22 protein-coding genes are annotated in these 23,936 nt (G+C 61.5%); 3 read left to right on the top strand and 19 right to left on the bottom strand.

What is annotated here, in order from left to right; genetic code table 11:
- Positions 1-15 precede the first annotated feature (15 nt).
- Complete coding sequence (locus HMPREF9696_RS09725; protein WP_002712819.1) at positions 16-804, bottom strand: DeoR/GlpR family DNA-binding transcription regulator; 789 nt, start codon at positions 802-804, stop codon at positions 16-18.
- A 107-nt stretch (positions 805-911) separates the two neighbouring features.
- A complete protein-coding gene (locus HMPREF9696_RS09730; protein WP_040301346.1) occupies positions 912-3,272 on the bottom strand; it encodes a transketolase in 2,361 nt (786 codons plus the stop codon).
- A 134-nt stretch (positions 3,273-3,406) separates the two neighbouring features.
- Here HMPREF9696_RS09730 and HMPREF9696_RS09735 point away from each other — a divergent pair, with 134 nt between their 5' ends.
- Positions 3,407-3,868: an Lrp/AsnC family transcriptional regulator gene (locus tag HMPREF9696_RS09735; protein WP_002712821.1), complete on the top strand. Its 462-nt coding sequence runs from the start codon at positions 3,407-3,409 to the stop codon at positions 3,866-3,868.
- Positions 3,869-3,883: 15 nt separating this feature from the next.
- Here the strand turns inward: HMPREF9696_RS09735 and HMPREF9696_RS09740 are convergent, their stop codons facing one another.
- The 16 genes from HMPREF9696_RS09740 to HMPREF9696_RS09815 form a co-directional block, all read right to left on the bottom strand.
- The gene (locus tag HMPREF9696_RS09740) at positions 3,884-4,906 is read right to left on the bottom strand and encodes an alcohol dehydrogenase (RefSeq protein ID WP_002712822.1); all 1,023 of its coding nucleotides are present in this window, start codon (positions 4,904-4,906) and stop codon (positions 3,884-3,886) included.
- A 114-nt stretch (positions 4,907-5,020) separates the two neighbouring features.
- Positions 5,021-5,659 (bottom strand): MSMEG_1061 family FMN-dependent PPOX-type flavoprotein, encoded by a 639-nt coding sequence (locus HMPREF9696_RS09745; protein ID WP_002712823.1) that lies wholly within the window; start codon positions 5,657-5,659, stop codon positions 5,021-5,023.
- A 16-nt stretch (positions 5,660-5,675) separates the two neighbouring features.
- Entirely contained in the window at positions 5,676-5,867 is a 192-nt protein-coding gene (locus HMPREF9696_RS09750; protein ID WP_002712824.1) for a hypothetical protein, read from the bottom strand.
- Positions 5,864-7,030 carry a PepSY-associated TM helix domain-containing protein gene (locus HMPREF9696_RS09755; protein WP_002712825.1) on the bottom strand — a complete coding sequence of 389 codons (1,167 nt, stop codon included), beginning with the start codon at positions 7,028-7,030 and terminating at the stop codon, positions 5,864-5,866. Before HMPREF9696_RS09755 ends, HMPREF9696_RS09750 begins: the two co-directional genes overlap by 4 nt.
- Before the next feature lie 2 nt (positions 7,031-7,032).
- Positions 7,033-9,366 (bottom strand): TonB-dependent siderophore receptor, encoded by a 2,334-nt coding sequence (locus HMPREF9696_RS09760; protein ID WP_002712826.1) that lies wholly within the window; start codon positions 9,364-9,366, stop codon positions 7,033-7,035.
- A 186-nt stretch (positions 9,367-9,552) separates the two neighbouring features.
- Complete coding sequence (locus HMPREF9696_RS09765; RefSeq protein ID WP_002712827.1) at positions 9,553-10,476, bottom strand: helix-turn-helix domain-containing protein; 924 nt, start codon at positions 10,474-10,476, stop codon at positions 9,553-9,555.
- A gap of 138 nt (positions 10,477-10,614) precedes the next feature.
- Positions 10,615-11,202 (bottom strand): protocatechuate 3,4-dioxygenase subunit alpha, encoded by a 588-nt coding sequence (gene pcaG, locus HMPREF9696_RS09770; protein ID WP_002712828.1) that lies wholly within the window; start codon positions 11,200-11,202, stop codon positions 10,615-10,617.
- Entirely contained in the window at positions 11,202-11,903 is a 702-nt protein-coding gene (pcaH, locus tag HMPREF9696_RS09775; protein ID WP_002712829.1) for a protocatechuate 3,4-dioxygenase subunit beta, read from the bottom strand. Before pcaH ends, pcaG begins: the two co-directional genes overlap by 1 nt.
- Positions 11,904-11,945: 42 nt before the next feature.
- Entirely contained in the window at positions 11,946-12,659 is a 714-nt protein-coding gene (locus HMPREF9696_RS09780; protein WP_002712830.1) for an ABC transporter ATP-binding protein, read from the bottom strand.
- Positions 12,640-13,404 carry an ABC transporter ATP-binding protein gene (locus tag HMPREF9696_RS09785; RefSeq protein WP_002712831.1) on the bottom strand — a complete coding sequence of 255 codons (765 nt, stop codon included), beginning with the start codon at positions 13,402-13,404 and terminating at the stop codon, positions 12,640-12,642. Before HMPREF9696_RS09785 ends, HMPREF9696_RS09780 begins: the two co-directional genes overlap by 20 nt.
- A complete protein-coding gene (locus HMPREF9696_RS09790; RefSeq protein WP_002712832.1) occupies positions 13,401-14,402 on the bottom strand; it encodes a branched-chain amino acid ABC transporter permease in 1,002 nt (333 codons plus the stop codon). Before HMPREF9696_RS09790 ends, HMPREF9696_RS09785 begins: the two co-directional genes overlap by 4 nt.
- Complete coding sequence (locus HMPREF9696_RS09795) at positions 14,399-15,268, bottom strand: branched-chain amino acid ABC transporter permease (RefSeq protein ID WP_002712833.1); 870 nt, start codon at positions 15,266-15,268, stop codon at positions 14,399-14,401. Before HMPREF9696_RS09795 ends, HMPREF9696_RS09790 begins: the two co-directional genes overlap by 4 nt.
- Positions 15,268-16,899 carry an amidohydrolase gene (locus HMPREF9696_RS09800; RefSeq protein WP_002712834.1) on the bottom strand — a complete coding sequence of 544 codons (1,632 nt, stop codon included), beginning with the start codon at positions 16,897-16,899 and terminating at the stop codon, positions 15,268-15,270. The genes HMPREF9696_RS09795 and HMPREF9696_RS09800 overlap by 1 nt, the downstream gene beginning before the upstream one ends.
- Positions 16,900-16,975: 76 nt before the next feature.
- Positions 16,976-18,148 carry an ABC transporter substrate-binding protein gene (locus HMPREF9696_RS09805; protein WP_002712835.1) on the bottom strand — a complete coding sequence of 391 codons (1,173 nt, stop codon included), beginning with the start codon at positions 18,146-18,148 and terminating at the stop codon, positions 16,976-16,978.
- 53 nt (positions 18,149-18,201) lie between these two features.
- Positions 18,202-19,659, bottom strand: a complete 1,458-nt coding sequence (locus tag HMPREF9696_RS09810; protein WP_002712836.1) for a glutamine synthetase family protein — start codon at positions 19,657-19,659, stop codon at positions 18,202-18,204.
- 15 nt (positions 19,660-19,674) lie between these two features.
- Positions 19,675-21,033, bottom strand: coding sequence for an aromatic ring-hydroxylating dioxygenase subunit alpha (locus HMPREF9696_RS09815; protein WP_002712837.1), 1,359 nt, complete (start codon positions 21,031-21,033; stop codon positions 19,675-19,677).
- Positions 21,034-21,464: 431 nt separating this feature from the next.
- On the opposite strand from HMPREF9696_RS09815, the gene HMPREF9696_RS09820 reads away from it, so the two are divergent.
- Complete coding sequence (locus tag HMPREF9696_RS09820) at positions 21,465-22,706, top strand: NAD(P)/FAD-dependent oxidoreductase (protein ID WP_002712838.1); 1,242 nt, start codon at positions 21,465-21,467, stop codon at positions 22,704-22,706.
- Between the two features lie 62 nt (positions 22,707-22,768).
- On the top strand, positions 22,769-23,566 hold the full coding sequence (locus HMPREF9696_RS09825) for an IclR family transcriptional regulator domain-containing protein (RefSeq protein WP_002712839.1): 798 nt from the start codon (positions 22,769-22,771) through the stop codon (positions 23,564-23,566).
- On the opposite strand, the gene HMPREF9696_RS09830 is transcribed toward HMPREF9696_RS09825, so the two are convergent.
- Positions 23,563-23,907, bottom strand: coding sequence for a 5-carboxymethyl-2-hydroxymuconate Delta-isomerase (locus tag HMPREF9696_RS09830; RefSeq protein WP_002712840.1), 345 nt, complete (start codon positions 23,905-23,907; stop codon positions 23,563-23,565). The genes HMPREF9696_RS09825 and HMPREF9696_RS09830 overlap by 4 nt on opposite strands.
- Positions 23,908-23,936: the final 29 nt, after the last annotated feature.

Here is a 23,936-nt window from a genome sequence, read left to right on the forward strand (position 1 = left end):
GCGAACAGACTGCGGTTACGCGACGTCCGCCGGCTTGTCCGGCATCGCCGCGATCACGTCGATGCCGCGGCTGTTGCAGATCGCCTGCAGCCCGGCGGGCAGCGGCAGATCGGTCACGAAGGTATGGATCTGGCTGAGATGGGCGATGCGGACGGGCGCATTGCGGCTGAGTTTGGTGCTGTCGGCCACCAGCATGACGCTGCGCGCATTGGCGATGATGGCCTGCGCCGCCTGCACCTCGCGATAGTCGAAGTCGAGCAATGCGCCCTCTTCATCAATCGCAGATGCGCCGATGATGGCGTAATCGACCTTGAACTGGGTAATCAGGTTGTTCGCGGTCGAGCCGATCACCGCGCCGTCAGCGCGGCGGACGGTCCCGCCGGCCACGATCACCTCGATACGCGGATGGCGATACAGCAGCATCGCCACGTTCAGGTTATTGGTGATGACCAGCAGGTCCTCGTGCGCCGTCAGCGCGCTCGCGACCTCTTCCGTCGTGGTGCCGATGTTGATGAACAGCGAGCAGCCATTTGGAATTTGCGCCGCGGCCGCCACGCCGATCGCCTTCTTCTCGTCCGCGGCCACGAACCGGCGCGCCTCGTAAGCAAGGTTCTCCACCCCGGAGGCGATGATCGCCCCGCCGTGAACCCGCGTCATCGACCGGCGGTCGCACAGGTCGTTCAGGTCCTTGCGGATGGTCTGCGCCGAAACCTCGAAGCGCCGGGCCAGATCCTCCACCGTGACCCGGCCGGACGCGCGCGCAATGTTCAGAATGTCGGACTGGCGGTTGGAAAGCTCGGTCATTCAGCACCTTAACCCTAGGGGGCCAATGGTGCTGCCGTTGCCGCGCGTGGTCAACTCGGCATTTCGGCGGACTGCGCAAGTGGTTAAATCCGCCAGTTACGGCCCGCTCAGACCGCCGTCTTGCGATGCCGGATCGGCGCGCCGAAGGTCAGGCTGGCCGCCGCGTCGATGATGCTGTTGGTGTCGATACCATAGTGACGATAGAGGTCGCCGATGGTGCCGGTCTGGCCGAATTTCTCGACGCCAAGCGCCTCGACGCGATGGCCCTGCACGCTGCCGAGCCACGCCAGCGTCGCAGGATGACCGTCAATCACCGTAATCAGTCCGCAGTCGCGCGGCAACGGCGACAGCAAACGCTCGATATGGCTCAACTCGCGCGGCCCACCGGCGCGGCGCAGCTTGCGTGATGCGGTCCAGCCGGCATGGAGACGGTCCGCCGATGTAATGGCCAGCAGACCGATGTCCCTCCTGCTCTCGCCGAGCAGTCCCGTCGCCTCGATCGCTTCCGGCGCGACCGCGCCGGTATAGGCAATCACCAGTTCAGCGTTCGGCCCCGGAGGCCGCAGCCAGTACGCGCCCGCGGCAATATCGCTTTCGAGTTCAGGCGTCATCGTGCGCTGCGGCTGATCCAGCGTGCGCGTCGACAACCGCAGATAGATCGAGCCGCCGTCATCGTCGCGCTGCATATGCTCGAAGCCCCAGCGCATGATCACCGCCAGTTCATCTACGAAGGCAGGCTCGAACGAGGACAGCCCGTCCTGCGCCATGCCGATCAGCGGCGTGGCAATCGACTGATGCGCGCCGCCTTCCGGCGCCAGCGTGATGCCCGACGGAGTCGCCGCCACCATGAAACGCGCGTCCTGATAACAGGCGTAATTCAGGGCATCGAGACCGCGCTCGATGAAGGGATCGTACAGCGTGCCCACCGGCAGCAACCGCGCGCCGTTGATGGAATGCGACAGGCCGAGCGCAGAGAGCATGATGAAGAGATTCATCTCCGCGATGCCAAGCTCCATATGCTGGCCCTTCGGCGAATAATCCCACGCGAAGGTCGACGGAATCTTCTCCTTGCGGAACAGATCGGTGTTTTCCGCCATGGCGAACAAGCCGCGGCGGTTGACCCACGGCCCGAGATTGGTGGACACGGTCACGTCGGGCGATGTGGTGACAATGCGTTCGGCCAGCTTCGTATCGCCGCGCGCAAGCTCATTCAGCACGAGGCCGAAGCCCTGCTGCGTCGCCATGCGCGGCGTCAGCGTTACGTTCAGCTTCGCGGGCACCTCGATTGTCGGCGCATCGAACCGCCGCGCACCATCGCGTGCAAAGGCCACGTTCTTCAGAAAGGTTTCGATGCGCGTGTGATCGAGCTTAATTCCTTCCAGCCGGTCCCACTCATGACCGGGGCGAATATTCTGCGCGGTGCGGAATGCTTCCATCTGCGCAACCGTCATCAGCCCGGCGTGGTTGTCCTTATGGCCCTGGAACGGAAGGCCGACGCCCTTGATGGTGTAGGCGATGAAGCACACCGGCCGGTCGTGATCGACCGCCTCGAAAGCCTCCAGCATGCTGGCCATATCGTGACCGCCGAGATTCGACATCAGCGCCAGCAGTTCTTCGTCGCTGCGCTTTTCGATCAGCTTCGTCACCGCGCCCTGATCGCCGATATCGTCGAGCAGATGCTTGCGGAACGCCGCGCCGCCCTGAAAGCACAACGCCGCGTACATCTGGTTCGGACAGGTATCGATCCACTTGCGCAGCGCTTCGCCGCCCGGCTCCGCGAACGCAGCCTGCATCAGCTTGCCGTATTTCACGATCACCACGTCCCAGCCGAAATTGCGGAACATGGTCTCTAACTTTTCCCACAGGCCTTCGCGGATCACCGCATCGAGGCTCTGGCGGTTGTAATCGACGATCCACCATGTGTTGCGCAGGCCCTGCTTCCAGCCCTCCAGCAACGCCTCGAAGATATTGCCTTCGTCGAGTTCGGCGTCGCCGACCAGCGCGATCATCCGCCCCTCCGGCCGATCCTTCATCCAGCCGTGCGACTTCACATAATCCTGCACCAGCGACGAGAACAGCGTCTGCGCTACGCCGAGACCGACCGAGCCGGTGGAGAAATCCACGTCGTCGATGTCCTTGGTGCGCGAGGGATAGGATTGCGCGCCCTTGAAGCCGCGGAAATTCTCCAGCTTCTCGCGGGTCTGCTGGCCGAGCAGATATTGAATCGCATGGAACACCGGACTGGCATGCGGTTTCACCGCCACGCGATCTTCGGGCTTGAGCACGCCGAAATACAGCGCCGACATGATCGTCGCCAATGACGCTGATGAGGCCTGATGGCCGCCGACCTTGAGGCCGTCGGAGTCCGGCCGGACGTGATTGGCGTGATGGATGGTCCACGACGACAGCCACAGAACTTTTTTCGTGAGGGCCGAGAGGATTTCCAGACGCGAGGGGTCGATGGACATGGCGGTCACCGGGATTGGATCGAGCCTCAATGCTAATCCTCTCGGCCCGCGCAAAAATCTCAAATAATCTCGACCAACGCAGTATTGTTGGTATACCATACCAATAACACCGAATTTTGTGAGATTCTGTTCTAATGACCGATCTCGATGCGATTGACCGCAAGATCCTGACGATTCTGCAGGCCGACAGCCGTGTCACCATGCAGGAATTGGCCGATCAGGTCGGGCTTTCGGTGTCACCCTGCCATCGCCGGGTGAAACTGCTCGAGGAGCGCGGCGTCATCACGCGCTATATCGCGATGGTTGATCAGAAGTCGGTCGGACTTCCGGTCAGCGTGTTCATCTCGATCAAGCTGGAGCGGCAGAAGGAGGAAGACCTCGACCGCTTTGCCAAGGCGATCTCGAAGTGGAAGGAAGTTCTGGAATGCTATCTGATGACGGGGACTCGCGACTATCTGCTCCGCGTCGTCACTGCCGACTTGCCCTCGTATGAGAATTTCATCAAGACCAAGCTGACGCGCCTCGACGGCATCGCCTCCATCGAATCCAGCTTCGCGCTCAGTCAGGTGAAGTATTCCATCGCGCTGCCGGTGTGATCCCGGCCGGCGATCTCACGCGCCCATCGTCAGCACAACACGGAAGCGGGCCTTGTTGCCGTGCATGCGTTCATAGGCCTCGGCCACCTGCTCAAGCGGAAACGCTTCCGTCATCGCGCGGATGTTCTGCAACTGGCTGAAGCCGAGCGTGTCCTCGATCTCGATCGGCGATCCGGTGTTGATGCCGATGATGGACCGCTCGCCGAAAATCAGATCGCCGACATTCACCTTCAGCGGCTCAAGGCCGGCGCCGACCACCGCCAGTTGTCCGTGCGGTTTCAGCCCGCCGATCAGCGGCGCCATCGCCGCTGTGCTGGATACGGTGGCGACCACAACGCTGGCGCCGCCCATCTTTCGCAGGGCTTTCGCTGCATTCTCGGCCTCGCTGTCGATATAGGCATGCGCGCCGAGTTTCATGGCCAGTTCCGCCTTGTCCGCTCCGCGCGCAACAACAACGGTCCGGAAACCCATATACCGGGCAAACTGCACCGCGAGATGGCCGAGGCCGCCGAGGCCGTGAATCACAACCAGTTCACCGGCCAGCGCAGGCGACTTGCGCAGCGCGTTGAATGTGGTGACACCTGCGCACAGCAGCGGTGCAGCTTCAATGGAGGACATGTCATCGGGGATTGAGACCAGTCCGCGATCTTTCGCGATCATGACTTCGGCATAGCCGCCGTCGTAGTGAATACCGGAGAGCACCTGATTTTTACAGTTGATGAGATCGCCGCGCCGGCAGAACTCGCATTGGCCGCAACTGCCGCCAAGAAAGCCAACGCCGACACGTTGCCCGACCCGCCAGTGCGAGACACCGGCGCCCAGCGCGTCGATACGGCCAACGACCTCATGACCCGGCACGCGCGGATAGGCAATGCCGGGATATCCGCCGTCGACCGTCAGCACGTCGGTATGACAGATGCCGCAGGCCTCAACGCGGATGCGGACTTCGCCCGCGCCCGGCTCACGCATTGGCAACGTCGCCAGTTCGAGCTTGCCGCCGCCGACGGCCTGCGCCGCCCTGTAGGTTTGGCCTGACATTGATTTCCCCCTGAACCGATGAGGGCTGCTGCGCTGACCGCTGCAACCGGACATTGCACGGCCTTACCGGCTCTGGGTGCTTATCGGTTCAGGATACATGGGCCGCAATCGGCTTCAATAGAGATTCCGCTTCGCGTCCTGCCCGATCACGAAGTCGATCAGCTTGGCCGGCACAAACGCACGGCCCTGATTGCGCAGCATCTCACCCCATGTCGGCAAACGTGTGCGGGCGACATGCTTTTCGGGATTCCACAATTCGGATCGCTTCAGCGCCTTGCTGCAATGGAGATAGACCTCCACCACATCGACGACGATGACCGAGCGCGGACGCTTGCCGTCCACCGCGAACCTGCTCATCAGGTCGTCATGAACCGAAACCGTCGCCGTACCATTGATGCGCAGGGTTTCTTCAATCCCGGGAATGAAGAACAGCAGCCCGACGGCGGGCGCATGCATGATGTTGGTGAGCGTGTCGAGCCGGTTGTTGCCGGGCCGGTCCGGAAAGGCCAGTTGCTTCGGCCCAAGCGCGTGGACGAAACCCGGTTCACCGCCGCGCGGCGACACATCCGCAAGACTGTCCGGCCGGCTGGTGCCGACACAGAAAAACGGTGAGAGTGCGAGAAACCTCAATGCGAAGTCATCGAGATAGTCGATGGCCTTGTCGCGGATGGGCTTTGAGACTTTTGGATAAACGGTGCGCAGCGCAGTCTCGTCCGCCACCTTGCCGCCGTCGGGACTGGAGCCGTCGCTCATCGCTATCCCTCCCGCTTCAGCCGCGCTTGAGGAAGAAATATCCGCAGAGCAGGATCGGGATCGTCAGCGTCGCCCAGGATACGCCATCCCACACGCCGTCTCCGACCAGCGCGGAGACAAGACCGATGATGCTCAAGACACCGAGCACCATCGGGACTGCGAAAATCTGGCCGTTGGTCTGGCGGCGTGGCCGCGGCACGGGCTTCATGATGGATAGACCGGACGGTGATCCGACGCCGCGGCATCGACGACGACACGCTCGACGCTGACGCCCGACTGCCTCCGGCGCAGCCACAGGTACAATCCGGTGATCAGCACGGCGATGGTGATGATATCCAGAATGGCCCAGATGATCTTCAGCGGCATGCCGCCGTAGTCACCGAAATGCAGCGGCTGCGAGATCAGCAGTGTCGAGACATACCATGGCAGATCGCGGCTGTCGGTGAGCACGCCGGTTTCCGCATCAATCAGCGCCGGCTTGAGCAGCTTGGCGGTCAGCGGGGTATTGCCCTTCATGAAGACAGCATAGTGGCTCTTGCTGCTGAAAATCGTCCCGGGAAAAGCAACGAAGGCCGGCTTCATATTCGGCTCGGCCTTGATGGCCACCTGCACAGCGGCATCGATCGACGACGGATGCGCCGGCAGCGGCTTGTCCTTGTATTGCGCGGTCATCTCCGCAAGCTGGCCGAACTGCCAGATCTTGATAACCAGTTCGGCCCAGGTGTTGATGACGCCGGTAAAGCCGACCACCAGCATCCACATCACCAGCACAATGCCCGTCAGATTGTGGATGTCGAGCCATCGCACCACGCGCAGCCGGTCGCGCCGGTAAGTGCCGAACTTCAGTTTCCGCATCGACGGCGCGTAGACCACGATGCCCGAAATGATCGCAACACAGAACAGGATGCCCATCAGCCCGAGAAAGAGTTTTCCCGGCAGACCGGCATACATGTCGGTGTGCAGCTTCAGCATGATGTACGTGAAACGGCCGGTGACATCCGGCGCGTCGAGATACTGCGCGGTGTGCGCGGCCACGCGAACGATCCGGTTATCGGACGGGTTGCCTTCCAGCGTCTTGCCGATGCTGACCATCAGCGCATTGGCGTCATCCGGATCCCAGATCAGGAAATGCGGCACCATTCCAGGATCTTTGGTCAGGCTGTTCTTCACCACGAGATCGAGGCTGGCCAGCGGCGCGCCTTCCGCCACCTGCTCCGCCTGCACTTCGTCATGCAGCAGGTGGTCGATCTCATGATGGAAGATCAGCGGCAGGCCGGTGACGCAAAGCATCAGCATGAACACGGTGCAGATGATGCTGGACCACTTGTGGACCCAACCCCATCGGCGCAATGATTTGCCGGTGCCCGCCAATTTTATTTCCCTTCGTTCCAGGAGTATTTCAGCGTGCCGAGGACAGTGCGGGCCGTTCCAAGGCCGCAATATGGAAGGCCGGTCAGACATGACACCGTGTAATACTTGTTTGCAAGATTTGTGGCGTTGATCTGCGCCTTCCAGCCCTTGAGATCGGGGCGGGCATAAGCAAGATCATAGCTCACGCTGGCATCGAACAGCGTATAGGACGGCAACACGAAGGAATTAGTGGCGTCGCCATAGCTCTCGCCGACATAACGCACGCCAGCGCCAATGCCCAAGCCTGCGAGGCTGCCATCGAACCAGGTATACTTCGCCCACAGCGATCCCTGATCGAGCGGCACGCCATTCAGATACTTGCCGACGTTTGCGGGTGTAAGGCTCTTGGTCACCTTGGCGTCGATTTTCGTGTACGCGGCAATGATTTCGAGTTCACGGGTGACATTGCCCCGCGCCTCGAATTCAAACCCGCGCGAACGGGCTGCATCGGTTTGAATGGACAGAAACGGATTGAGCGGATTTCCCGTCAAGACGTTGTTCTGATTGATCTCGAACAGCGCGGCCGACAGCATAAGGTTCGTGCCGTTCGGCATGAATTTCACGCCGATCTCCTTCCCGTCTCCGGTCGTCGGCTTGAACGGTTTCAGGTCGAGGCCCGCGCCCGTATTCGGAACGAAAGACGTCGAATAGTTGATATATGGAGAAAGGCCGAAATCGAACAGGTAATTCAGGCCCACGCGCCCGGTCTGCGCCGAGTCGGAACGCTGATAGGTTCCGGCTTGCGGGTAGACGGCCTTTGAAATCAGTTCGCTGTTCACAAAATCCTGACGACCGGTGAGGGACAGCGTCCAGCGATCAAGCTTGATTTGATCTTGCGCATAAATACCGACCTGATCGATCTTGTTGTCGTTCAGAATAAATGGCGTCAGAGAGGTGAATGACGGCACCGCCGCGCCATAAACCGGATTGTAGGCATTGATCGATGGAAACGATCCAAATGGGAAATAAATGATCGAACCCTGATTCCGGTAATCGACACTTCCGGTCTGGTGAAGATAGTCGGCACCGACCAGAACCTTGTGAGTCAGGATACCAGTCCGGAAGTCCGCCTGAAGCTGATTGTCGAGAGCGACGTTTTGGGCGCTGGCTTTCACGTAGTTATAGGACCGCGCGACCGATTGCGTTGGGTTGGTCGGATCCATTCCTTCCGATCGCGTGCTCTGGAGATCGTTCGTGACCTCCGTGTAGCGCATGTTTTGCCGGAACTGGATGTTGTTGTCGAAGCGATGCTCGAACGCATAGCCGATCATTTTCTGTTCGAGCTTGTAGCCGTCGACCGAAGGCTCGCCGAGATAACGGCTGTACGGCACCGGCCCGTTCGGATTTGGCAGGAACGAGACCTGTCCCGGCACGTACTGCTGATAACCCTTGTTGTCGATCTTCTGGTACTGCGACAGGATCGTGAAGCTGGTGTCGTTCGTCGGCCGCCAGGTGAAGCTCGGCGCAATGAAAATCTTGTTGTCCTGCATGAAATCGGTCTGGGTATCGGCCAGGCGGCCCAGACCCACGATGCGATAGAGAAACTCGCCGTTCTTGTCGATCGGGCCGCCGATATCGAAGGCGCCCTGCTTGTAATTGAAATTGCCGAAGGTGGTTTCAAAATCATAGTGCGGCGTCGCGGTCGGACGCTTGCTGACCATGTTGATCAGGCCGCCCGGATCGGACTGACCATAAAGACCGGACGACGGCCCTCTCAGCACCTCGATACGCTCAAGACCGTACGGCTCGATCTTCGGCATGGCGAAGGTGGTGCTGTCCGTTGGCAGGCGGAGCCCGTCGAGGTAACGCGGAGCATCAAAGCCGCGCAGCTTGACACCGTCGAAGAAGGCGTTGGCGCCATAGCCCTGCAGCGAGACGCCCGGCGTATAACGCAGCGCGTCCTGAACCGACTGCGCGCCCTGATCCTGAACCTGATCTTTCGTCACGACAGAGACGGACTGCGGCGTTTCGAGAAGCGGCGTGTCGGTCTTGGTCGCCGTCACGCTCTGGCGGGCGGAATAGCCGACCACCGGACCGGTTCCGGTTTCACCGGCCTGAACAGGCGCGGGCTGCTGCACCGGCGCAGGCGCCGGAGCGACGCGCGGCGCGCGGCGCGGACGGGTCCGCTGTCCTGCTACCCGCACTTCCGGAAGAGTGGTCGCTGACGGCTTTTCCGATGGCGGTTCCGAGGATTGCGCGAACGAAGGCGTTGCATGACAGACACTTCCCAAAATCGCCACACCCAGCGCGCTCCGCATGGTCACGCGCAGAACATCCCTCGACAACAGCCGCTGCATCTTGAATTCCCCATTTCGCCCGGCTTTTCAGCCCTCTAGCGGAGAAAGCAGATTTGATCGGCAACCGCCTTTGCGGACGCGCAAAAACCCTTTGATCGTATGTTGACCTTCTCAAAGGTGGAGGTGTTGGCGCGCAAGTGCGGCATTTAAGACGCACTGCGCTGCCGCCTGTGCTGACGAGCGGCTTCAGGAAAGTGGCTGGCTGCGGTAGAGGCTCGGCACCGAGCCGAAATGCTTGCGGAAGGCGGTCGCGAAATTCGCCGGATTCGTATAGCCGACAAGATCCGCCGCCTCGGTCACGGTCATGTTCTGATAGACCAGCGCCTCGCGCGCGACCTCAAGCCGCCGCGCCCTGAGATAGTCGATCGCACTGACACCATAGGCCGCGCGGAAACGCAGGTTGAACGAGCGGCGGCTGGACCCTGCCCGGCGCGCGAGTTCCGCGATCGACCATGGATATCGCAGATCCGCATCCATCATGTCTTTCGCGGCCTGCAGACGCGCCCGCTTGTGATCGACCGGATTGCTCAGTTCAAGATTGTGGCGCAGTGCAAAGATGCCCCGCGCCAGAATTTCGGTCGCCTGCGCGCTCATCAGCAGGCGCGCGGCCTGCCCGTCCAGCGATGGCGAGAGGATTTCCGCCGCGATGGCCTGAATGCGCGGCGGCACCTGCACCGAGAACGCCACGACAGGCCGCTCCGTCGCCCTGAACAGATCGACAAAAGCCTGCTCCAGGCCCAGCGCCGCAATCGACGCCCGCGGAAATCCGACGCCGACTGCGCGGATCGGGCCGCGGGGTGCCGCGCCACTGCAGGGCGTCGGTTCACGGATCGCCATCGCCAGCAGATGATTCTGGGTGTAGCGGACCTTCTCAGGTCCGTCGTCTGCGAAGCTCTCGCCGGTGCCTTCCAGCACGATGGTCATATAAAGACCCGGCTTCATCACCGCGTGGGTGCGAAGCTCGGCCGGCAGGTCGAAGCTGCCGGGCTGAAGAAGGCAGCCGGGATTGTCCAGCCAGATCAGGCTTTGAGAAAACGTGTCTTCGACAGGTCGATTCTCGCCATCCAGAATCTGGTAGTCGTCAACAATGAGGTTGAAAAGGCTGTTCATTCGCGCGCTGCTCTGGCTCGCACTATGACCATCCGCACCGCGCTGCTCAACCGGCGGCAGGTGACTTTAGAGCTATTAGAAACTGGAGCCGTTCAAAATTTGGACCGCGCCCACGCACGCGGCATTCGGCCACCGCGATCAAAGATCGAAAAATACCGTTTCCCTGTCGCCTTGCAGATGAATGTCAAACCGGTACATCGCGGCATCGCCCTGCGCACGGCTGGCGATCAGTGTCGCGCGGCGCTCGGCAGGAACCAGCGCGAGGATCGGATCGTCCGCATTTGCAGACTCATCCGCAAAGTAAATCCGCGTGATCGCCTGCTGGGTCATGCCGCGCGCAAAGACCGCAAGCAGAATATGCGGCGCCTGCGGCTTGCCGCCGGGACCCGGCACCGGACCCGGCCTGATGGTGCGGAACTCGAACCCGCCGTTTGCATCTGTGCCGCAGCGGCCAAAGCCCTTGAACGCCACATTGGCGACGGCGCGCGTATCCTGCGGATCGGCGAAACGTCCCTGCGAATCCGCCTGCCAGATTTCGAGCATCGAATCCGGAATAACCTTGCCTTCGCCGTCGAACACCTGCCCGACTATGCGGATGCGTTCGCCGGAGACATCGGGCGTGACCAGATCGCTGCTGAACGCATCGTTCCATGCGTAATCGCTGCCGGGCGTCAGTCCGTATTTGAAGTAAGGGCCGACAGTCTGTGAAGGCGTAATGTTGCTCATCAGTCGTGATCCAGCGGCGTGGCGTTGCGCCCGCGCAATACAATGTCGAAGCGATAGCACAGCGCCCAGTCGGGTTTGGTGTTTTCGAGATCGAAGCTCGACACCATCCGCATCCGCGCCTTCTCATCCGTCACTGAATTGAAGATCGGATCGTACGCGAACAGCGGATCACCCGGGAAATACATCTGCGTGACAATACGCGAGATGAAGGAATGCCCGAATACCGAGAAATGGATATGTGCAGGCCGCCAGGCGTTGTGGTGATTGCCCCACGGATAGGCGCCCGGCTTGATGGTGACGAAGCGATAGTATCCTCGCGCGTCCGTCTGCGCGCGGCCAGCTCCGGTAAAATTCGGATCGATCGGCGCGGGATGCTGATCGACGACGTGAATATAGCGACCGCACGCATTGGCCTGCCAGATTTCCAGCAAGGTGTTCGGCACACCGCGTCCGTCTTCATCGCGCACATGGCCATGAACGACGATGCGCTCGCCGAGCGGCTCGCCCTTGTGCTGGATGGTGAGGTCATTGTCATTCTCGCGTACCGTCTCATGGCCATAGACCGGCCCGGTCAGTTCCGACAGCGTGTGCGGAATGACAAGCAGCGGCTTGGTTGGCGACCGGAGCACGGTGCTCTTGTAGGCGGGCGACAGGCGCGGCGCGTGGGCTGCGTTGCTGTCTCGCGGATAGATCAGAGCCATGACCATCTTCTTCTTGTTGACGCCGTTACACTACGCATTCGATCAGTGAATACCCACACCGAGGAGCCGGTTCACCAGCGCCCGATCGGACTTCAGTTCCGCGGATTCGCCCTCCCAGACCGCACGTCCGCGTTCCACCACCATCACGCGATCCGCAAAATTCAGCGCACGCTCGATCTGCTGTTCGACCAGAAGGATGGTCATGTCGCCGCTGGTGGCCAGCCGATAGATCGTCTCCATCAACTGATCGCAAATCACCGGCGCAAGTCCTTCCAAAGGCTCGTCCAGCAGCAGGATTGACGGTCTGCCCAGCAGCGTTCGCGCCATCGACAGCATCTGCTGCTCGCCGCCGGACAATTGAAGTCCGAGATGCCGACGCCGCTCCGCCAGCCGCGGGAACATCTGATAAATTCCATCGAGACCGTCACGCTGCCGGGTCTTGAAGCCGGTGGAAAGGTTTTCCTCGACAGTGAGTGAGCCGAAAATATCCCGGGTCTGCGGAACGTAGCCCATCCCGCAGAGCGCGCGCGCCGATGTACGCAATGCGCTAATGTCTTTGCCGTCCGCAAGAATACGGCCATGATGTCGCGTCGACAGCCCCATCAGCGTTGCGAGCAGCGTCGTCTTTCCGACGCCGTTGCGCCCGAGGATCGCGAGGCGGCCGCCGGCCGGAACCTCGAACGACATCTCCGACACGATCTGCGTCGGGCCGTAGCCCGCGCTCAGGCGTTCGACCTCAAGCCGTGCGGCTGGCATCGGCATAGCTCCCAAGATAGGCGCGGCGCACTTCGTCATCCTTTGTGACTTCGTCCGGACTGCCCTCGAAGATGAGGCGGCCATTGGCGAGCACCAGCACCCGCTTCGCGAACCGGAACACGAGGTCCATGTCGTGCTCGATCATCAGCACGGCAATATCGGATGGCAAGCGATTGATCGCATCCAGAATCTTTGGTGCTTCGTCATGCGGAACCCCTGCCGCCGGTTCGTCCAGCAGCAACACCTTCGGCGTCAGCGCAAGGCCGATGGCGAGATCGAGCAGCCGCTGCTGACCGTAGGCAAGTTTCGTGACCGGAAGCTGCGCCAGATGGGCGATGCCGAGCATCCCCAGAATATGCATCCACTCGTCGCGAACCGCCGGCGCGAATGTCGCCACCGAGAAGAACCGCCGCGTCATACCCTTGCGCTGCATGACAGCGAGCGCGACGTTTTCCGCGACCGACAGGCTGGTGAACAGGCGCGTGATCTGGAAGGTCCGCGCCAGCCCCAGTTGCACCCGCCCCGGAATGGAAACGCCGGTGACATCGTTGCCTTCAAAAAAGATGCGGCCTTCGGACGGCGCAAGATCACCGGACATCACATTGACCAGTGTGGTTTTACCCGCTCCGTTGGGGCCGATCAGCGCCACCCGATCGCCCTTGCCGAGACTGAAGGACACGTCGCTGTTGACATGAAGGCCGCCAAACGACTTCGAGACGCTCTGCAATTCGAGCAGCGTGCTCATGATCCACGCCTCCGCTGCAAGAGCGATGTCCAGAGCGACGCAGCACCATGGCCGAGGCCGCGAGGGGCGAAGATGACAATGATAATGAGCAACAGACCGACCAGCGTCATCCAGTGGAATGGATTGGCCGCAGAAACGATGTGCTCGAAGACCTGGAAAATCACTGCGCCGGCCAGCGCGCCCCACAGGTTTCCTGCTCCGCCGAGCACCAGCATGACCAGCACCTCGGCGGAACGCTCAAAGCTGACACTGTCGAGACCAACGACACCGGTGTTGATCGCCATCAGCGCGCCGCCGATGCCCGCAACGATTCCCGAAACGCCATACATCAACACAAGCCGTGGATAGGCCGACGCACCGATCATCAGGGCACGCAGGGGATCATCCTTGATGCCACGGCACAGCAGGCCGAACGGCGAACGGACGAAGCGCAGCAACAGCACCATGACAACGGCCAGCGTCACCAGCGAGAAGATGTATGAGGTGCGGCTGTACATATCGAAACCGAACACACCGAAGATCTTTCCCGGCGAGATGCCGGACAACCCATCGCTTCCGCCCGTCCATGACGACAGCTTGTTCGCCAATGAACTGACAAGCTGACCGATAGCAATGGACAGCACGAGCTGCGGCAGGCCGTGAAAGCGCGTAATCAGCGCGCCGGAAATCAAACCCATGATCGAGCCGGTGAACGCGCCGATCACGAGCAGCAGCAGCGGATTGGTCACGCCCGCGATGCAGGCATTGCCGACCGCATAGGCGCTGACACCGAACAAGGCCGCCTGCCCCAGCGTCGCGACGCCGCAGTAGCCGGTGACGAGATCGAGCGAGAGAACGAGAAATGTGATGCTGATAAGCCGCGTCAGGAAAGCAAGATCGTCGGGGAATGCGAAATAGCCGAACGCGCCGACCAGCGCGATGGTCAGCAGACCAAGGGTTTCCTGCCGGAACTGAAAGCCCTGATGCGGCACTTCGGACTTGATCGCTTGATCGGTCATCCGTGCGCCCGCCCGAGAAGACCGCGCGGGAACATGAACACCGTCAGGATCACCGCCAGATAGAAGAAGAATTCACCGAACTCTGGCGCCAGATATTTTCCCGTGGTGTCCGCAAGACCCAGAAACAGCGATGCGGCCAGCGCGCCCATGATCGAGCCCGCACCGCCGACCGAGACCACGACTAGAAACGTCACCATATAACGCAGCGCATAGAACGGCTCGATCGGCAGCATCTCCGCGCCGAGAACGCCGCCGAACGCGGCAAGGCCGACGGCCAGCGCGAAGGTCGCCGAATAGATCCATTGCGTGCGGATACCAAGAGATTCAGCCATATCGCCGTTATCGACCGCCGCGCGCATCCGCACGCCGAATTCCGTCTTGTCGATCAGCAGCCACAGCGCCAGCGCCGTGGCGAGGCCGCATGCGATCACCAGCAAGCGATGGGTCGAAATCATGCGGAAGCCGAGATCGAACGGGCCACTCAGCGCCGCCGGCAGAGGAATGGGCTTGGAGGTCGGGCCAAGTGCGAAATTGGCGAGACCGATAATGACGAACGTAATGCCGATGGTCAGCAGAAGCTGGGTTAGCGCATCGGAATGGCGATAGATGCGCCGGTACAGCAGGACCTCGAACGGAATGGAGATGAGGATGGTGCCCGCCACCGCCAGCACGATGGCAAGCGGATAACTGACGCCGAGGGTCTTCAGCGCATAGGACGCAAGGTAGCCGCCGATCATCGCAAATGCGCCATGGGCGAGATTCACCACGCGCATCAGGCCCATCATGATCGACAGACCGATGGAAATCGTGAACAGCACCATGCCATAGGCAATCGCGTCCAGCAGGATGCTCAGGGCGGTCAGCATCAGTGAAACTCGGCCTCCATCGTCGCAGCCTGTCCCGCCGTCAGCGTATCATGACGCACCACCCCGCGCAGCACGGTCATCAGTACGCCTGTTTTGACTAGATCGGTGGAAACATCAAACGGATCGCGGTCGAGGGCGATAAAGTCCGCCGCCATGCCCGGCGCCAAGCTACCGCGCCAGTCGTCCTGCTTCATCGCAAACGCTCCGCCATGGATATAACTGCCAAGCGCCTGACGGCGGGTCAGCGCTTCGCCCGGCCCAATCGGCGCGCCGAGCGATGCACCGCGATCCACCGCATTCGCCATTCCGACCCACGGTGACACATGACCGGTCGGCGCATCGGAACTGCCGACCCAGGTCACGCCCGCCTCCATCACCGAACGTGCGGGATACATCCTATCGGAATCCGGTCCGAACGCACCGAGGATCGAACGTCGCATCCGCGCCAGAAAACTCGGCTGGGTGACAATCAGCGCCTCAAGCGCCTTCATGCGCGCAAGGCCACCCTCCGGCGGAACGAAATAATGCTCGATGCGGTGACGCGGCTTTTGTCCGGGCAGCGCCTTTTCCGCTTTCTCGAAAGCGGAGATCACACGCGCGGAAGCACGGTCGCCGACGCAATGGGTCGCGGTCTGCCAGCCAGCCCGGTGCGCCTCGACGATGACGCGCTCAAGGTCGTCTTCATCGCGCATGAAGAAGCCGGTCGTTGCGGCGTCAGCAAACGGCTTGCTCACGGCGGCGGTGCGCGCGCCGACAATGCCATCGGCGAAGAATTTCAGCGTCATCCCCTGCCAGTTGGGATCGCGGCGCGGGGTCAGGCCGCGCGCGGCGGCATCTTTCGGATCGAGCTGGTACATGAACCCAAGACGGATCGGCGAGAACGATGCGTCCTGACGGAGCAAATTCCATACCGCGAACTCGTCATCGAATCCGCTTGTAAAGCCCACCGCCGCCTCAACCGCGGCGGTCAGACCCATGCGGATGCTGTCCCCGATGGTCGCGCGCAACGAAGCGGCCATCGCCGCCGGATCAATCGGCGGAATAGCGCGGAAGATCGCTTCGGCCGCGCTTTCCTTGGCGCTGCCGTCGAGCTTTCCCGACGCATCGCGCCCGAACGATCCGCTCGGCGGATCGGACACACCATCATCAATGTGAAGCCGTTTCAGCGCCGCGCTGTTAAGGATGGCGGTGTGGCCGCAGAAGCGGCGGATAATCACAGGATGATCCGGCGCCACCGCGTCGATTTCGTTGCGCGTCGGATAGCGATGCTCAGCGAGGTTGTTCTCGTCGAAGCCGACGGCCCTGATCCATCGTCCGGCGGGGACTTTTCGCGCGGCTTCCGAAATCCGATTGAGAATGTCGCTCATATTGCGGACATTCGCCCCATTGAGCGAAATCTGCTGCCGCTCATGGGCGATGGCGAACAGATGCACATGCGCGTCGCTCAGGCCGGGAATGATCGTCGCGCCCTGCATGTCGACGGTCTGATCCGCCTTCGGCGCATCGGCCTCATCACCGATCCAGTGAACGACGCCCTTGCGCGTCATCAGCGAACGGGCCGGACGCGCATCATCGGCGGACCGGTAGACCCGCGCATTACTGAATCGGATGGAGTCCGGGCTGTGCCGCATCGCTCGTTCAGTCGGGCTAGATGAAAGGATTGGCGCGGGCGAACCCGCGCCAATCACATCACATCGAACAGGCCGCTTACTTGACCAGGGCCCAATCAGGCTGGGCCTCGAAGGTCTGAAGCTCCTTGTTGATGAGCTTACCGCCGTCCTTCGCAACCTCGCGCAGATAGACATTCTGCGTGATGTGGCGCGTCGTGGGGTCAATCGAAACCGGGCCGCGCGGGCTGACCCACTTCATGCCCTTGACCGCGGCGACAGCTTTCTCCGGATCGCGCTGGCCCTTGGTGGCTTCGATCATCTTGTAGATCACGCGCGCGCCGTCGTAGGCCGCGACCGATGTCATGGTCACGTTGTCGGCGCTGGTGCCGACCTTGGCGAGCCGCTCAAGGAATGCCTTGTTCTCAGGCGACGCATGCGACACCGCATAGTGATAGGTCGAGAGAATGCCAAGGCCGTTGTCGCCGATGTTCGGCAGGTCGGGCTCGGTCACCACGTCGCCGGTCGAGATAAGCTTGACACCCGACGCCTTCAGGCCGTTGTCGATATAGCCCTTCACAAAGCCGAGCGTCGGAGGACCGGCGGGCAGGAAGGTGAAGATGGTGTCGGCGCCCGAACTCTTGATCCGCTGCATGATGGGGCTGAAATCGGTGGTGGCGATGGGCATGCGGATCGCTTCGACGATCGTGCCGCCTTCGGCCTCGAAGGTCTTCTTGAACGCCGCTTCGGCGTCGATGCCGGGACCGTAGTCGGTCACGGCGATGGCGACCTTCTTGGCGCCCTTGGCTTTCGCGACCTTGGCGGCCGGAACGGTGTTCTGCCACATCGTGAAGGAGGTGCGGACGATATAGGGGCTCTTCTCGACAATGGCCGAGGTCGCTGCGTTGAACACGATCATCGGCGTCTTGGCTTCTTCCAGCAGCGGTGCCACCGCCATGGCGTCCGGCGTGAAGTAAAGGCCGGCGATGTATTGCACCTTATCCTTGACGATCAGTTCCTGCGCCAAGGCCTTGGACTTCGCCGGGTTCGGCGATTCCTCGTCGCGATAGATGAATTCGACATCATGGCCGGCAACCTTGCTGCCATGTTCCGCCACCCAGGCGTCGATGCCTGCCTTGAAGTTCTGGCCGAACAGCGCGTATGGGCCGGACATGGTTCCGATCACGCCGACCTTGATGGTGTCGGCCTGCGCCAGACCGGACATCAATCCGGCGACCGACAGCGCGCATGCATATTTGAGTGCCTTGTTCATATTGATCCCCTGCTCCTGTTATTTTGCTTTGTTGTATCATCCACCGCGTGCGGTCAGAACATCTCGAAATACTCGCGCTGCTCCCATTCGGTGACTTCTGCCTGAAAGCGCTCGATCTCGGCGTTCTTGATATGCACGTAGTAGTCCACCAGTTCGGCACCCATTGCGTTGCGGAAGAACGGATCGTCGTGCAGCGCAAAAACAGCTTCACGCAGCGACTTCGGCAACAGGCTCGCCTTGGCCTCGTAAGGTGTATCGGCTGACGGGCCGGGGTCAATGGCGCGGTCCACGCCGTCGAGTCCGGACAGGATTTGCGACGACATATAAAGGTAAGGATTAGCCGCAGGCTCGCCGACACGGTTCTCAAACCGTGTGGCGGGGTCCTTCGGGCCGCCCAGCACGCGGATCATGACACCCCGGTTGTCGCGGCCCCAGATCGCGCGGTCTGGCGCCAGCGAATAGGAGCGGTAGCGCTTGTAGCCGTTGATGGTCGGCGTTGTGAATACGGTGGCCGCGCGGGCATGGTCCAGCAGGCCGCCGAGATAGCCCTTGCCGAACGCCGAGAGGAATTCACCGTCGCTGTCGGACATGAAGGCATTGCGGCCATCGGCCTTCGACACCAGCGACTGATGCAAATGCCAGCCGGACGAGACCACATTGGGAATACGCGGGCGGCACATGAAGGTGGCGTGATAGCCGTGGCGATGGCAAATCTGCTTCACGGCGCTGCGGAACAGCACCATGGTATCGGCAGGATCGAGACCGACCGCGGGCGCGAAGGTGAACTCGCACTGGCTCGGGCCGAACTCAACTTCGATGGACCGCAACGGCAGGCCGAGCGCGACCACATCGCGCCGGATCAGTTCCAGCACCGGCTCCATCTGGTCGTAGCGCTGTTCGGTCAGATACTGATAGCCGTGCGACAGCAGGCTGACATCGGGCGGCTCGCCAGGCTGGCCCGCATGCGCCGGCTGCATCTTCGGGTCGTTGACCTTGAAGACATGAAACTCGACTTCAAGACCCGCCTTGAAGTCGTAGCCACGCGCGGACAACTTGCTCAAAACAGACTTATAGAGACCGCGCGTCGCGAACGGCACCGGACGGCCATCGGCGAAATGCACGTCGCAGAGCACCCAGCCCGTGGTCGGCGCCCACGGCAGCACGCGAAAAGTCATCGGATCGGGAATCATCAGGACGTCGGCCGCGCCCTGCATCTCCGCCATCCCGAAACCGCCGCCCGCGGTGAACACCGGAAACACCGTGCGGTGCGAAGTGTCCTTCGCGAGCATCGTGGTGGTGATGGTGCAGCCGTTCTCGAGAATGCGCAGCGCTTCTTCGGCAACCAGCGTCTTGCCGCGCAGGATCCCATGCTGATCCGGGAACGAGAAGCGGATGGTCTGCAGCCCCTGCTCCTCGGCAATGCGCCGGAGCCGGACTGCCGCCTCGTTCTGCTCCTCCGACCAGAGGCGATGCCGCGCGACAAAACTCAACGAACTTGCTTTCCCTGACATGAGTTCGATCAGGCCTTATTCGGCTGCGGTGAGATGCGGCACCTTCTCCGCAATCTCCGCAGGCACCGGCGCAGCCCAGGGCGCACCGCGCCGCCGCTTCACGTCGACTTCCATCCAGTAAATTTCCCAGCCGCGCGTCGGGCCGATGCCGTCCATCGTGGCCGGTCCCTGAATCGCACGTGCATTGGCTTCGTCAAGGAACAGCAGCGGCCTGGTGCCGCCCACCGCCTTCTCGATTTCCTGACGCAGCAGGCGGCGATACTGCACGATTGCCTTGTCGGACTGGCCGAGATGTTCACGGGTGCGATCCTGAATCGCGCCCATGGATTCCACAGCCCACTGATCGTGCACGTTGATGTCGAGGCCCATGCCCGTATAGGTCTCGGTGGCCTGCTCATGCGGATCGAAACCGTAGTCGTTGGTCTTGTTCTTGCGCGAGACGTAGTCCGGCAGTTCGTAGAGTTCGAGGCGCTGTTCGCGCATCTTCTTCTTGTCCACCGGCGTCGAGTAGCTGGTGAAGATCGCATACCAGTAGCAATGGGTATCATCGACCGGCACATGCCACTGCGTGATGGTCATTTCCTGACTCATCGGAATGACGAAGCCATGCGGGAACAATTGATTGGTGACGCGGACGTGCGTGCGCTCGTCGTCGATCTGGCGCAGCGCGACCAGGCGAAGTCCGTACTCGGTCTTCTCGACATTGATGATCGGGCGGTCGTATTCGCGCAAAATCTTGGTCATCGGCAAATCGGTGCCCGCGGAGGCGCCGCGGAACTGCTTGCCGTAGGATTTTTCCAGATCCTCATCCTCGAAGAAGCGATGCAGGAACGAGGCGTGCGCCGGATCAATGCCGACCTCCAGCGCCTGCAGCCAGTTGCATTCGATCAGGCCCTTGAATGCGAACGTATAGGCATCGGGCGCAACGAAGCAGTCGATCTCTGGAAACGCCGGCGGTTCGCCTTCGCCGAGATAGGCCCAGAGGATGCCGCCCTTCTCGACGACAGGATAAGCGCGCTGCTTGATGTTTTTGCAGAGCACCGAGCCGACCGGCTCCGCCGGCGTCTCAAGGCAATTGCCCTGAACATCGAACAGCCAGCCATGGAAGGCGCAGCGCAGGCCGCCATTTTCAAGACGGCCGAAAGCGAGATCCGCCCCGCGATGCGGGCAATCGCGATCCATCAGGCCATAGCGGCCCTGCTCGTCGCGGAACAGAACGAAGTTTTCGCCAAGCAACCGCACAGCCCTGACCGGGCGCGGGCCTTCGAGTTCATCGACCAGAGCTGCTGGCTGCCAATACATCCGCATCAGCTTGCCGCAAGGATCGGCGCGCCCGGTGCGGGTGATCAGATCGTTCTGCTCCTGGCTCATCATGGCTGTGTCGTCCTTCCGCTCCCGAGAGGGTTGTTTCCGGACGCCGATGACGCAGTCATGCAACGCTCCGGTCCGCCGACATGCTTCGGCGATTGAAAACCTTTCCACGACATCGCGCGAGGGTTTGCGGGTGTAAATCCGCTGCCAACGGCGATTTCTTTCGTCGCACTCTCGTGTCGTCGCATCGTGGATTGAAGAAAGTTCGATGAACGAACATTTGTGCGTTATTTATTAGACTGCCTCCAAAGTGAGGATCACACAAGCTCGTTCTTGCGACTTTGCTTGCCTATTTGTGCTGCAGCCGCGAAATTCGTTCGTCGGCTGTGTCAGCACAGTTCAGACAGGATTGAAACGTTCGATCATCGCCCGTATGTTCGTCATATGAACCGCCGGACCAAATCCCCTGTTGCCCGTTTCCTGAAGGCAGAACCATGAGCGGCCTCGTCATTATCGGCGCGTCGTATGCCGGTGTTCAGGCAGCGTTGAGCGCGCGCGATTCAGGATACGGCGAACGCATCACGGTGATCGCCGACGAGCACCTGCTGCCCTATCAGCGCCCGCCGCTGTCCAAGGATTTCCTGCTCGACAGGGTGACGCAGGACGGTCTGGTTCTGCGCGACAACGCCTTCTTCAAGCTCAAGCAGATCGACCTCATGCTCGAAACGCGCGTGCATGCGATCGACCGGCATGCGCGCAGGCTGTCGATCAATGGCGACAACACCACCCTCGCCTTCGACAAGCTGTTCATCGGCACCGGCTCGCATGCGCGCCGCCTGACCGTTCCGGGATCCGAACGCGACGGCGTGTGCTATCTGCGCTCGATCCGCGATGCGATCGCCCTGAAGCAGAGATTGCAGGACGCCGCCGAGATCGTCGTGATCGGCGGCGGCTTCATCGGGCTCGAGGTCGCAGCCTCCGCCAGCAAGCTCGGCAAGAAAGTCACGCTGATCGAAAGCGCCTCGCGCCTGCTGGAACGCGCGGTGTCGCCCCTCGTCTCGCAATTCCTGCTCGACCTGCATACACGCCACGGCGTCGATGTCCGGCTCAATGAATCGGTCTCTTCCATCGGCGGCAACGATGGCCGCGCCGCATTCGTCACCATTTCAAATGGCGCCAACGTACCAGCGGATCTCGTCCTTGTTGGAATTGGCGGCGTTCCTAGCGATCAGCTCGCGCGCGATGCGCAACTGACCTGTGGCAACGGAATCGTGGTGGACGATCACGGCATGACCAGTGATCCGGACATCTATGCGGCCGGCGACTGCGCCAATCACTACAATCCTCATGCCGGAGACTGGGTGCGGCTCGAATCCGTTCAGAACGCGCAGGATCAGGGCAAGGCGGCCGGGCTGGCGATTGCCGGAAAGACCGGCCCCTACGTCAGCGTGCCGCGCTTCTGGTCGGACCAGTACGACGCCAAGTTGCAAACCGTCGGGATATCGCGCAATTTCGACCAGCAGGTCGTCCGCGGCTCGCTCGAAGATGGGCAGTTTTCGGTCTTCTACTACAGGCAGGGCAAGCTCTGCGCCGTGGACAGCATCAACCGCGCCGGGGACCAGATGGCGGCCCGCCGCCTGATTGACGGCGGCCTGTCGCCATCGCCCGAGCAGGCCGCCGACCTGTCCTTCGATTTCAAGTCGCTTTTGATCCCGATCAAAGCCGAAAGCCGATGATCGAACAAATCTGCGTTCCGAAACGGCATTGAATTTCAATCGGAAGGGACGGCTCGGTCGATATGCCCCGTGTGAACCGCACTGCAGAGGAAGAAGAGGCCCGGCGCGAGGGCGGCGAATTCATCGAAAGCCTCGATCGGGGACTTCGCGTGCTGCAGTCATTCGGCACCGAGCACCGCCCGATGACCCTGAGCGACATCGCCAAAGCATCGAACCTGTCGCGCGCGACCGCCCGCCGTATCCTCCTGACACTTCAGCGGGCAGGTTTCGTGGCGGGCGATGAGCGGCTGTTTTCGCTGACGCCGCGGGTGCTTGCGCTGGCTTCGGCCTACCTGTCGTCCAACCAGATCGTCGCCGTGATGCAGCCGCTGATGGACGACATCTCGACCAAGGCACGAGAGGTCTGCTCGCTCGCCATTCTCGACGGCCATGAAGCGGTCTTCGTCGCGCGGGCAAGTCCGGCACGGGTATTTTCCGCAGGCATCGACATCGGATACCGGCTGCCCGCCTACTGCACCTCGGTCGGCCGCGTGCTGCTCGGCCGCCTGCCAAACGACGAACTGACATCGGCGATCGACGCGATGGCTGTCACGGCCCAGACGCCGGAAACGGTGACGGACAAATCCATCGTGACCGCGACAATCATCGCCGACCGGAACAAGGGCTACTCGCTGGTGGACCGCGAAGCCGAACCCGGCTTCCGCTCCATTTCGGTGCCGATCCGCCGCTATGACGGCGCTGTGGTCGCGGCGGCAAACATCGGCGCGCATGTGGATCGCATCACCACCGGCGAAATGATCGACCGCTTCCTGCCGTTGCTCAACGACATGGCCAAGACCGCCAAGCCGCTGCTGGTTTAGATATCCAGCAGCCGTTTCTTGTAGGCCTGCGGGTCCATGTCGCGGATGTCGATGCTGATGCTGTGGACACTCGCCAGGATTCCCGCGAGCGTCTTTCGTAACTCGGTGCTGAGATGTTCCTTCTGCGCGGGTGTCCGTCCCGCCAGCAGATACAGCGCAACATGAAAGAACGAGCGCTGTTCGCCCGCCACGAGATAATCCGCGAACGGCAGCGCGCGAATTTTCAGGTCCTCGGCTTTCACAATACCGGTCGCGGCAGCCGCCTCATGAATCGCCCGCATGACATCCCGCATCGGCGGCATGTCCGGGGTCGCGGAATAATGGCAGACTATGTGCGGCATCAATCATCCTGCAGTCATCAATTGCCAAA

The organism is Afipia clevelandensis ATCC 49720 (genome assembly GCF_000336555.1).
GTDB classification, from domain to species: Bacteria; Pseudomonadota; Alphaproteobacteria; order Rhizobiales; family Xanthobacteraceae; genus Afipia; species Afipia clevelandensis.

Bases quoted from the DNA above. Each gene is read 5' to 3' on its own strand.
- HMPREF9696_RS09725 (WP_002712819.1), bottom strand. From the start codon at position 804: ATGACCGAGCTTTCCAACCGCCAGTCCGACATTCTGAACATTGCGCGC.
- HMPREF9696_RS09730 (WP_040301346.1), bottom strand. From the start codon at position 3,272: ATGTCCATCGACCCCTCGCGTCTGGAAATCCTCTCGGCCCTCACGAAA.
- HMPREF9696_RS09735 (WP_002712821.1), top strand. From the start codon at position 3,407: ATGACCGATCTCGATGCGATTGACCGCAAGATCCTGACGATTCTGCAG.
- HMPREF9696_RS09740 (WP_002712822.1), bottom strand. From the start codon at position 4,906: ATGTCAGGCCAAACCTACAGGGCGGCGCAGGCCGTCGGCGGCGGCAAG.
- HMPREF9696_RS09745 (WP_002712823.1), bottom strand. From the start codon at position 5,659: ATGAGCGACGGCTCCAGTCCCGACGGCGGCAAGGTGGCGGACGAGACT.
- HMPREF9696_RS09750 (WP_002712824.1), bottom strand. From the start codon at position 5,867: ATGAAGCCCGTGCCGCGGCCACGCCGCCAGACCAACGGCCAGATTTTC.
- HMPREF9696_RS09760 (WP_002712826.1), bottom strand. From the start codon at position 9,366: ATGCAGCGGCTGTTGTCGAGGGATGTTCTGCGCGTGACCATGCGGAGC.
- HMPREF9696_RS09765 (WP_002712827.1), bottom strand. From the start codon at position 10,476: ATGAACAGCCTTTTCAACCTCATTGTTGACGACTACCAGATTCTGGAT.
- pcaG (WP_002712828.1), bottom strand. From the start codon at position 11,202: ATGAGCAACATTACGCCTTCACAGACTGTCGGCCCTTACTTCAAATAC.
- pcaH (WP_002712829.1), bottom strand. From the start codon at position 11,903: ATGGCTCTGATCTATCCGCGAGACAGCAACGCAGCCCACGCGCCGCGC.
- HMPREF9696_RS09780 (WP_002712830.1), bottom strand. From the start codon at position 12,659: ATGCCAGCCGCACGGCTTGAGGTCGAACGCCTGAGCGCGGGCTACGGC.
- HMPREF9696_RS09785 (WP_002712831.1), bottom strand. From the start codon at position 13,404: ATGAGCACGCTGCTCGAATTGCAGAGCGTCTCGAAGTCGTTTGGCGGC.
- HMPREF9696_RS09790 (WP_002712832.1), bottom strand. From the start codon at position 14,402: ATGACCGATCAAGCGATCAAGTCCGAAGTGCCGCATCAGGGCTTTCAG.
- HMPREF9696_RS09795 (WP_002712833.1), bottom strand. From the start codon at position 15,268: ATGCTGACCGCCCTGAGCATCCTGCTGGACGCGATTGCCTATGGCATG.
- HMPREF9696_RS09800 (WP_002712834.1), bottom strand. From the start codon at position 16,899: ATGCGGCACAGCCCGGACTCCATCCGATTCAGTAATGCGCGGGTCTAC.
- HMPREF9696_RS09805 (WP_002712835.1), bottom strand. From the start codon at position 18,148: ATGAACAAGGCACTCAAATATGCATGCGCGCTGTCGGTCGCCGGATTG.
- HMPREF9696_RS09810 (WP_002712836.1), bottom strand. From the start codon at position 19,659: ATGTCAGGGAAAGCAAGTTCGTTGAGTTTTGTCGCGCGGCATCGCCTC.
- HMPREF9696_RS09815 (WP_002712837.1), bottom strand. From the start codon at position 21,033: ATGATGAGCCAGGAGCAGAACGATCTGATCACCCGCACCGGGCGCGCC.
- HMPREF9696_RS09820 (WP_002712838.1), top strand. From the start codon at position 21,465: ATGAGCGGCCTCGTCATTATCGGCGCGTCGTATGCCGGTGTTCAGGCA.
- HMPREF9696_RS09825 (WP_002712839.1), top strand. From the start codon at position 22,769: ATGCCCCGTGTGAACCGCACTGCAGAGGAAGAAGAGGCCCGGCGCGAG.
- HMPREF9696_RS09830 (WP_002712840.1), bottom strand. From the start codon at position 23,907: ATGCCGCACATAGTCTGCCATTATTCCGCGACCCCGGACATGCCGCCG.